Origin of the sequence: Nostoc sp. JL33, from assembly GCF_017114985.1 — a bacterium.
In the GTDB taxonomy this organism is placed as follows: domain Bacteria; phylum Cyanobacteriota; class Cyanobacteriia; order Cyanobacteriales; family Nostocaceae; genus Nostoc.
Genome location: NZ_JABXKP010000086.1, coordinates 1 through 8,420, shown reverse-complemented (window position 1 = coordinate 8,420; position 8,420 = coordinate 1). Strand labels below are relative to the sequence as shown.

The window sequence follows — 8,420 nt, the reverse complement described above, 5'->3', positions numbered from 1 at the left end:
CATTTTGGCAGTTTTTGACCCCTCTTTTTTCAATCTTGGTGAGAAATCCGGGTAATGCCCTCTAATCCCTCTAGTGCTGGACTAGAAGAAGAAACTAGGTCGTGTTCTCTGATAACGTGACTGTTATCTGTGGGCTTTTCAGAATTCATTTCGCAAACACTACAAACTAAGTAATCTCTAGATTTTTCATAGCAAATAAACAAAAAACAATCAATCTACCACAATAGTATTTTATTAATTTATAACCTAGCGTCCCAGTATTTTATCTTGCAGGTGCTTTCTGGCGATCGCCTTAGCTAGTCCAGCCCTATAGCAATGCAATAAATTCCTCTACGCTTAAATCAGTATCCCGAATTATTGCCCGCAACGTACCCTTGGCTAACTCCTGATGATCAGGGACAACAACTTGAGCAAACGGTTCATCTCGTCGTAGAATAATGTGGCTACTTTGCCTACGCTTTTCGTAAAAACCCACCTTTTCGAGGGCTTTGGTGCAATCTATTCCTGAAATGCTCGGTAGTTTGCTCACACGAGTACCAGAAAAGTTTCAAAGTTCTCTTCTGGAACAGGCAAGCCATCCTCCTCCAACGCCGCGACGTAGCCTGAAATAGCCTCTTTGATATTGGAAAGGGCTTCCTGTTTAGTCTTACCCTGGCTAAGACAACCTTTTAGGCTAGGGCACTCTACAATCCAGTAGCCATCTTCATCTCGATACACTATTACCTGTCTCATATTCCACTTGATAACAAAAAATGTGTATAACTGTTCTTGATCTTAGCAAGTAAGCCATCTAAATCTGCCTTCCACTGTGCATTTCAACCTCAAACTGTATATTGCTCGGCGCGTCTACCCATCCTGATCGATCATCTATTCAATTGTCGATGCCTTCGGTTTAAAACTGCACTTGTCGGTACAAATTAGCGGCAGCTACGCCCGTCGTAGACATCGCTATTTCCACATCCACCGAATTGCTACCCTAACCAAGCACTAATGTTCTAGCATTTTATCTCGCATGTGCTTTCTGCCGATCGCCTTTTATCGTAATCTAGATGATCGTAATCCCTAAACCATTCACCGCATCTTATTCCAATTCAACAAGCTCATGTTTTTTTCAAATTCCCTGGAAAATCAACTCCAGCGCTGGAACGAAACCATTCGCAATCAGCCGAAAAATCATAATGCTTACATTCACCGAGGCATGGTTAACTTTCAAGTAGCCAAGATTGATGAATCTATTCAAGATTTTGACATGGCAGAGCAATTGGATGCCCGTATCAAACCCTACCTCTGGCAACGTGGATTATCGTACTATTATGCAGAAAGATTTGTTGAAGGCGCTCAACAATTTGAAATAGATTTGACAGTGAATGCTCAAGATGTAGAAGAAACAGTATGGCGATATCTCTGCGTAGCTCGTTCGTTAGGTGTTGAAGAGGCACGTAATTCTTTACTAACTGTAAAAAATGACCCTCGACGTGTTATGCAGCGCGTATATGATTTGTATGCAGGAAATTGTACACCAGATGATGTTTTAACTGTCGGTCAATCAGAAGGGATAAAGGGAAATTTTTACAGTCATCTTTACTTGGGATTATATTACGAAGCCGAGAATAATCTTGATTTAGCTCAGGAATATATAGTTAAAGCTGCTGATAATTACAAAATTGATGATTATATGTGGTATTTGGCGGGCGTACATAAAAATTTGCGAGGATGGTCTTGATTTGCTCAATAGTAAATAAATTAAGCGCTATAAAAAAGGAAAGATACAAAACCTTTAGTACAAAGATTGTTGATCTAATCAGAAGCTGGTTTTTAGTGTGTCCAAATTTACTCGTTTTTTAGAGAACGTGTTTGCACCTCTTCCGAAGGTATTTGTCCACCAATCCTAAATATTTAACTAACAAAAAGGTAAATTTTGTCTATTAAATACTGAACCACATATTTAATTTTGCAGATTCAGAACTGCTTTCAGTACTTCTTCATTCGTAAAATAGTGATCGTGAGATTCACCAGTAAGCTGCTTCCACAAAGAGAAAGGTGTTCGGGTTTCTCTGTGCTGTATTCTCTCAGGACTAGACTTTTTGGGAATAGGTGTTTTTGTACACAGCCAATCTTGATTTGAATAAAAATCAATCCAAGCTTCTATCTTTTCGTTGTCAAGACATTTGCTAATTTCCTTCTCCAGTTCTGTAGATTTACATGATATAAATTTTAGACAACCCCCCATAGATATATATCTAACTCTATGATCCTCTTGATAATCCGCAAGTAAATCAGTTGCGATAACAACGCCGAAACTATGGGCTAGAATAGTCACTCTATCGTAAAGTCCTGTCTCTAGAACAGCATTCAATTTATCTGCAACCTGCTTTCGGATCTTTGCCTTCAAGATTTTGCCTTCAGAGTTCTCTTCCAAATATCGTGTTGAAAAATCTGCAACATCAGCAATTAGGTTGATTGGCACAAAGCTGAAGATGCCACTTACAACTAACCAGACCGACCAATTATTCATCTGCTTTCCGAAAGAACTGATTGGCTTTGACCAATCTTCAGGAATGTGAAATCCTAAAAAGCTTGGCTCTTGTCCTAGTGCTACAAATGCAAGTCCAACAATTCCATAAAACCAAAAAATCCACAATACTAAGGACGTTCCCAAACCTATTAGTAGAGGAGGAGAGTTTCTCAGTGCAAGTAGGTTCTTTGTAAAGAACCAATAGAACAATATATAGATGCCGCGAAACACTTGAGTTTTCAAGTTACTACCACTTAGCTGTTTACTAAATAAGTCATTCCAATAAGCATCATAAACATCAATTTCCCTAGAGCTATTTTTACCTAAATCTAACTTGAATTTCTTTCCAATGTGTCCTGTGATCTTTTCCTCTCCTATTTCCTGAACTCTGGGGAACTCTAAAACTTCTGTAAGAACAACGGATAAACAATCAATAAAGTGATTTCTATCTCTGCCAAGATAAAAACCATGAACAAAAATAATAGCTTCTCGTTGGGATGCCATGTGCTACGCAACTCATAGTAAGTAATAAAAGACTTTATTCTATGGGCGATCGCAATGCTGTGTCCATAGTCTATAGAAATCAGATAAAGCCTGAATGGTACTCTCAAGGGTATTTTGTTAGCAACCTACTCAGCAGACTTACGCCATTCTTGTCCAAGGCGAACCGCTTCATCAAAGGTAGGGTCGTTTTCAAAGCTACCCGCAACTTTTAACCACCAAGGGGTTTGCTTCTGGAGAAACCCAGACAGCATCTGTTTCATTTGTGCCAGTTCTGTCTCCAAAGTTGCGACTCGCGCTTCAAGTTGTTGAGATCGTTCTTCAAGCTACTGGGAGGTCATAGAAATCTGCGGCAAGTTAGAGTTCAAGAAGCATTATAGCGAGATATCTAGAGTCGCTGATTGGATTGAGCTTCGTGGGTTTGAGTACTAAATTAGCGATCGCCTCGAAAAGAAAACATTGCGATCGCACCTTAACAGATAACCTCAGCCAGCTAACGATTGCGTTCAGAAGCTGCCAGCATCTTCCACACCCGGTTGAGCTACTTGTACTAAGACATATTCTTGCAAGCTTGGAGATTGGCGATATTTGGCAAACTTTTTTCCCCTATCGGCTGCTTCCGTTGAAGGTGATAGCACTTCGATAATTAAGCAGGGAGATTTTACTAATTGTGGATCGTCATCGCGCTCATCGCAAGTCACTACCACGTCTGGATAAAAATACTTTTGCCCCGGTTCTACCTCTACCTTTATATCTACAATGTATACTTCACAGGAGCGCTCTGCTAGGGCATCATCTAAGAGCTTCGAGAAATTGAGAGAAATCCGATTATGGTTGCGTGTACCACCGCTCATTGCCACAACTTCGCCATCCCAATACTCGTAGCGTTGCTCTTGGGTGGGTTCCCAAACCAGATATTCCTCTGCACTCATCAAAATGTAATCGGGTAAAGCAACCATCGGCGCGATCTCTTAATGACTTACTTTTCTAAGATAGCGAAAAAGGTTCCTTAAAAACTTCGAGAGGTTGATCAAAGTCATCAGGCAAAGGTAAAACAAAAGTTCCTTTTAAGATGCCAGATAGACGCTTTTTCTGTAGTGAACTTTCGTAAGGATTCAGCTGAGGAATAATTCTCAACTAAATATTTGGCATAATGCAAGAGTTTTTGTTTAAGTGACTCTGGCATTTGATCTAGTGTTTGTAAAATTTCTGCATCAATAGCCATGATTTCTTCTGAGAGGTTCTCCTGCTTGTAATTGTCTGGGAATTTCTGGAAGGTATTTTATTCCAAATTAAGCTTTATAGCTGTGAGCGATCGCCTCTGCTAAACTAATTTATAAAAAATATCTTCCTCTGTTTCCGACCATTTTTTGCGGTGACTTGTATCGGGTGCATCCCAGTTTTTATTATTCGATGAAATAATAAAATTTAATATGTGATTGCGTTCGTCGTCCCTGCTCTCTACGAGACGCTACGCGAACGCAATGACGGAAGATTGTAAGACTTACGCATTGACAAGAAATACCAAATATGAATCAAGGTTAAAAACCATATCTTTCGTAAGGGCACAGCATTGCTGTGCCCCTACAGCATGATCTATTTACGTAGTTTACCGCCGTAGGCATCGCAGGATAATTAAGAAAAGCCTGAAAACTTCCTCAAGCTCGTTAATTCACATCACGATGTATTTGTACAGTACCTAAGTCCTAGATTATTAGATTTTACACTCATTGGGATGCTCCCCTTGTATCTAGCTGTTAAAAGCATGTTTGGCAAGTGTTGATCGGATAGTACTGTAGGCATTTTCCGTAGGCGTAGCCCGTCGCAGACATCGCTTCCCATCTGGCGTAGCCAATCACAGTTTATTATGCTATATTAAGCGTAGTCGTTATGAGTTTGGATATAATCATGACTAACCCCACAGTAGAAAACTTAGTAATTATCGGTTCTGGGCCAGCAGGGTACACAGCTGCTATCTATGCTGGACGCGCTAACCTGAAACCCGTTGTATTTGAAGGTTTCCAAGCCGGAGGTTTGCCTGGTGGGCAACTAATGACAACGACGGAAGTCGAGAACTTTCCGGGATTTCCCCAAGGGATTACCGGGCCGGAACTGATGGATCAGATGAAGGCGCAGGCAGAGCGCTGGGGGGCTGAACTATATACTGAAGATGTTATATCAGTTGACTTGAGTCAGCGTCCATTTACAGTGCGATCGCAAGATCGGGAAATTAAAACCAACAGCATCGTCGTTGCTACTGGTGCAACAGCAAAGCGTTTGGGTTTACCCAGTGAACATGAATTTTGGAGTCGCGGTATCTCCGCTTGTGCGATTTGCGATGGTGCAACACCAATTTTCCACGGTGCAGAATTGGCTGTGATTGGTGCTGGCGACTCGGCGGCGGAAGAGTCAATTTACCTCACCAAATACGGTTCTAAGGTAAATATGTTGGTACGCACCGATAAAATGCGGGCTTCTAAAGCCATGCAAGATCGCGTTTTGAGTAACCCGAAAATCCAGGTGCATTGGAACACAGAAGCCGTGGATATCTTCGGTAACGGTCGCATGGAAGGCGTGAAAGTCCGCAATACTAAAACTGGTGAAGAGAGCAAACTCCACGCTAAGGGTTTATTCTACGCCGTTGGTCACAGTCCCAATACCTCTTTATTTAAGGGGCAATTAGAACTGGATGAGATAGGTTACGTTGTCACCAAGCACGGTACTGTAGAAACCAGTGTAGAGGGCGTTTTTGCTGCTGGTGATGTCCAAGATCATGAGTTTCGGCAAGCAATTACGGCTGCGGGTACTGGCTGTATGGCGGCGATGTTGGCAGAACGTTGGTTATCATTCACTGGCTTGATTCAAGAATTCCATCAACAGACAGAAACAGCAGATAATGAATTAGAACCTCAGCCAGCCAAAAAGACTGAAGCCGAGGAAGAAGCTGGATTTAATTTAAATGGGACGCGCCATGAGGGAGGTTATGCTTTACGGAAATTGTTCCATGAAAGCGATCGCTTAATCCTTGTTAAATACGTCTCTCCTGGTTGTGGCCCTTGTCATACCCTGAAGCCGATTTTAAATAAAGTGGTGGATGAATTTGACAGCAAAATTCACTTTGTGGAAATTGACATCGACAAAGACCGAGATATTGCCGAAAATGCTGGGGTGACAGGAACACCAACGGTTCAATTGTTCAAAAACAAGGAACTCGTGAAGGAAGTCAAAGGTGTGAAGCAAAAGAGCGAATACCGTCAGTTGATTGAAAGTAATCTTTAAGAAATGGGGAGTGGGGAGTGGGGAGTGGGGAAGACTCTGCCCAATACCCAATACCCGCTACTGTTCGCTTAAGTGGTAGCCTTAATTTATAGTATGTTTTAGAAGTTAGGCAATAGCATATCCTGTGTGTTGCCTAACTTTTTCCGGGTGAAATCCCAAGACAATTTTCTCTTTGGGAATTCCTGCTGCTATCAATTCGTAGGTTACACCATCTTCTGTGTCATCCCGTTGCACCCAAATTTTGCCATCAATAATATCAAGATGAACTAAGCAACCGTGAATTCGCTTAACACCATCCCAGCCTAGCGTTATCAACAAGTAACTGTCATTTTCGGTATCAAAAACTACTTTACATTCAATAGCTGCGTGCGAATAAGGAATTTTTGTGTAGGGTACTAATACCTCTTTGATGATACGTCGATAATTATCTAAGGTATCCATTGAATAATCCTCTCAGTTTCTGGATTAAAAACGAGTAACTTGAGATTCTCTGTTTCTATTAAAAGTTTACCAATTGGTTCTTCAAACAAAGCTGTAAATACGCTGTCGCGCACTGCCAAATATAATCTTCTTTCTGGTTCCAACCGATGGATAACAGCACGATACATGATAAATCCCCCAATAGCATCTTTGAGGTCTGCCATTTCTGAAGGACTAATAAAACTTTTAATTTCTACAGCTATTTTTTTACTTCCTTGTTCTGCGGCTAAGAGTTGTTTAGCTGTATCTATTGTGAAGCCGCCGGATTTTTATTCACAATGTTTACGCAATCCCCTATCTGATATGTAAAATAGTCAGCGTATCAAGCTTTGCTCCAGGCGATCGCACTATGGCCATTACAAAACGGCGACTACCGACATTTTTACAGTTTGGCAAAAGTCCCAATCTTTCCCAAAAACTCATGCTCATCGGGTTAGCCATTACCCTATTTTTCATCTTCCTGGCATTCTTCGCTCCCGTATTCCAGGCTTGGGGATGGCTGCAAAACCCTAAAGATTTTCTCTCTAATCCAATTCACGAGCCACCCTCAGCTAAACATTGGTTTGGTACTAGTCGCCTGGGTTATGATGTATTCTCCCGGACATTGTTCGGCGCTCAAGCTGCTTTGCTGGTGGTGATTTTGGCAACAGCGTTGAGTATGATTATCGGTGTGCCTTTGGGGATGCTGAGTGGTTATCTCGGCGGTAATTTGGATAAAGTGTTGCTGTTTATTATGGATAGCATCTACACCCTACCGGGGCTACTGCTGTCTGTGACGCTGGCGTTTGTGGTGGGGCGTGGGATATTAAATGCAGCGATCGCGATTAGCATTGCCTACATCCCCCAATATTACCGCGTTGTTCGCAACCACACCGTTAGCGTGAAAACTGAAGTGTTCATCGAAGCTGCTCAAGCAATGGGCGCTTCTACCTGGGTTGTGCTTTCTCGTTATCTGTTTTTCAACGTCATTCAAAGTGTACCCGTCCTATTCACGCTCAACGCCGCAGATGCAATTCTAGTATTGGGCGGTTTGGGCTTTTTGGGGCTAGGACTTCCCGAAGAAGTGCCAGAATGGGGACATGATTTAAAACAAGCCCTAGAAGCTCTACCTACTGGCATTTGGTGGACTACGCTTTTCCCTGGTCTAACGATGACATTTATGGTAGTAGGGTTATCACTACTTGGTGAGGGGTTAAATGAATTTGTCAATCCCCGATTACGGAGAGAAAATAGAATCCGAAAGTAGTCACTATTCAATGGTCAGTGGTTAATAGCAAAAAACCATTGACAAATGACAAATAACAATACAGAGATTTGTATGAAAGATAACCTAACGTTAATTGCTGCCGCTACTGGCGGGTTTATCCTTTCCGTCGCCCTTGCTGGCATCTTAAGAGGTGCGCCAATTACAGCTTGGCACGAGGAATCGAGTTTTCGTACCACGACTGTTGCTGATTTACAGAAATCGGAGTTGAAAGCCCCGCGTCTTCTCCCAACGGCAGACGCTGCGCGAACAGATCGGGGATGAAAAATAATAGGGAATAGGGAATAGGGAATAGGGAATAGAAAATAGGGAATAGGGAATAGGGGATAGGGAATAGGGAATAGGGAATAGGGAATAGGGAATAGGGAATAGGGAATAGGG

At 42.0% G+C, this 8,420-nt stretch carries 12 protein-coding genes and 1 pseudogene; 4 read left to right on the top strand and 9 right to left on the bottom strand.

The genetic code is table 11. The annotated features are described in order from the left end of the window. Positions 1-307: 307 nt before the first annotated feature. Together HWQ23_RS25435 and HWQ23_RS25430 are read right to left on the bottom strand one after the other, a co-directional pair. Positions 308-529, bottom strand: coding sequence for a type II toxin-antitoxin system HicA family toxin (locus HWQ23_RS25435; protein WP_292834526.1), 222 nt, complete (start codon positions 527-529; stop codon positions 308-310). Further along, positions 526-732 carry a type II toxin-antitoxin system HicB family antitoxin gene (locus tag HWQ23_RS25430; protein ID WP_292834523.1) on the bottom strand — a complete coding sequence of 69 codons (207 nt, stop codon included), beginning with the start codon at positions 730-732 and terminating at the stop codon, positions 526-528. Before HWQ23_RS25430 ends, HWQ23_RS25435 begins: the two co-directional genes overlap by 4 nt. A gap of 370 nt (positions 733-1,102) precedes the next feature. Between HWQ23_RS25430 and HWQ23_RS25425 the strand changes: the two genes are divergently transcribed. Continuing rightward, positions 1,103-1,723 (top strand): tetratricopeptide repeat protein, encoded by a 621-nt coding sequence (locus tag HWQ23_RS25425; protein WP_292834520.1) that lies wholly within the window; start codon positions 1,103-1,105, stop codon positions 1,721-1,723. Between the two features lie 222 nt (positions 1,724-1,945). Here HWQ23_RS25425 and HWQ23_RS25420 read toward each other — a convergent pair whose 3' ends face one another. From HWQ23_RS25420 to HWQ23_RS25405, 5 genes and pseudogenes are all read right to left on the bottom strand, one after another. Beyond that, the gene (locus HWQ23_RS25420) at positions 1,946-3,019 is read right to left on the bottom strand and encodes a lipase family protein (RefSeq protein WP_292834518.1); all 1,074 of its coding nucleotides are present in this window, start codon (positions 3,017-3,019) and stop codon (positions 1,946-1,948) included. A gap of 125 nt (positions 3,020-3,144) precedes the next feature. Further along, positions 3,145-3,279 (bottom strand): hypothetical protein, encoded by a 135-nt coding sequence (locus HWQ23_RS25415; protein ID WP_292834516.1) that lies wholly within the window; start codon positions 3,277-3,279, stop codon positions 3,145-3,147. Between the two features lie 261 nt (positions 3,280-3,540). Continuing rightward, a pseudogene (locus HWQ23_RS25410) lies at positions 3,541-3,975 on the bottom strand (Uma2 family endonuclease); the annotation flags it as partial. Between the two features lie 28 nt (positions 3,976-4,003). Further along, the gene (locus tag HWQ23_RS33500) at positions 4,004-4,090 is read right to left on the bottom strand and encodes a hypothetical protein (protein WP_365742672.1); all 87 of its coding nucleotides are present in this window, start codon (positions 4,088-4,090) and stop codon (positions 4,004-4,006) included. Next, a complete protein-coding gene (locus HWQ23_RS25405) occupies positions 4,056-4,241 on the bottom strand; it encodes a DUF2281 domain-containing protein (protein ID WP_292834514.1) in 186 nt (61 codons plus the stop codon). The genes HWQ23_RS33500 and HWQ23_RS25405 overlap by 35 nt, the downstream gene beginning before the upstream one ends. Before the next feature lie 683 nt (positions 4,242-4,924). Here HWQ23_RS25405 and trxB point away from each other — a divergent pair. Next, on the top strand, positions 4,925-6,295 hold the full coding sequence (gene trxB / locus HWQ23_RS25400; protein ID WP_292834512.1) for a thioredoxin-disulfide reductase: 1,371 nt from the start codon (positions 4,925-4,927) through the stop codon (positions 6,293-6,295). Positions 6,296-6,400: 105 nt separating this feature from the next. Here the strand turns inward: trxB and HWQ23_RS25395 are convergent, their stop codons facing one another. After that, positions 6,401-6,736, bottom strand: a complete 336-nt coding sequence (locus HWQ23_RS25395; RefSeq protein WP_292834510.1) for a XisI protein — start codon at positions 6,734-6,736, stop codon at positions 6,401-6,403. Beyond that, the gene (locus HWQ23_RS25390) at positions 6,724-7,026 is read right to left on the bottom strand and encodes an element excision factor XisH family protein (protein WP_292834532.1); all 303 of its coding nucleotides are present in this window, start codon (positions 7,024-7,026) and stop codon (positions 6,724-6,726) included. Before HWQ23_RS25390 ends, HWQ23_RS25395 begins: the two co-directional genes overlap by 13 nt. Positions 7,027-7,124: 98 nt before the next feature. Between HWQ23_RS25390 and HWQ23_RS25385 the strand changes: the two genes are divergently transcribed. Together HWQ23_RS25385 and HWQ23_RS25380 are read left to right on the top strand one after the other, a co-directional pair. Further along, positions 7,125-8,021 carry an ABC transporter permease gene (locus tag HWQ23_RS25385; protein ID WP_292834508.1) on the top strand — a complete coding sequence of 299 codons (897 nt, stop codon included), beginning with the start codon at positions 7,125-7,127 and terminating at the stop codon, positions 8,019-8,021. Positions 8,022-8,066: 45 nt separating this feature from the next. Then, entirely contained in the window at positions 8,067-8,303 is a 237-nt protein-coding gene (locus tag HWQ23_RS25380; protein ID WP_334882546.1) for a hypothetical protein, read from the top strand. The last annotated feature ends 117 nt before the right edge of the window (positions 8,304-8,420 follow it).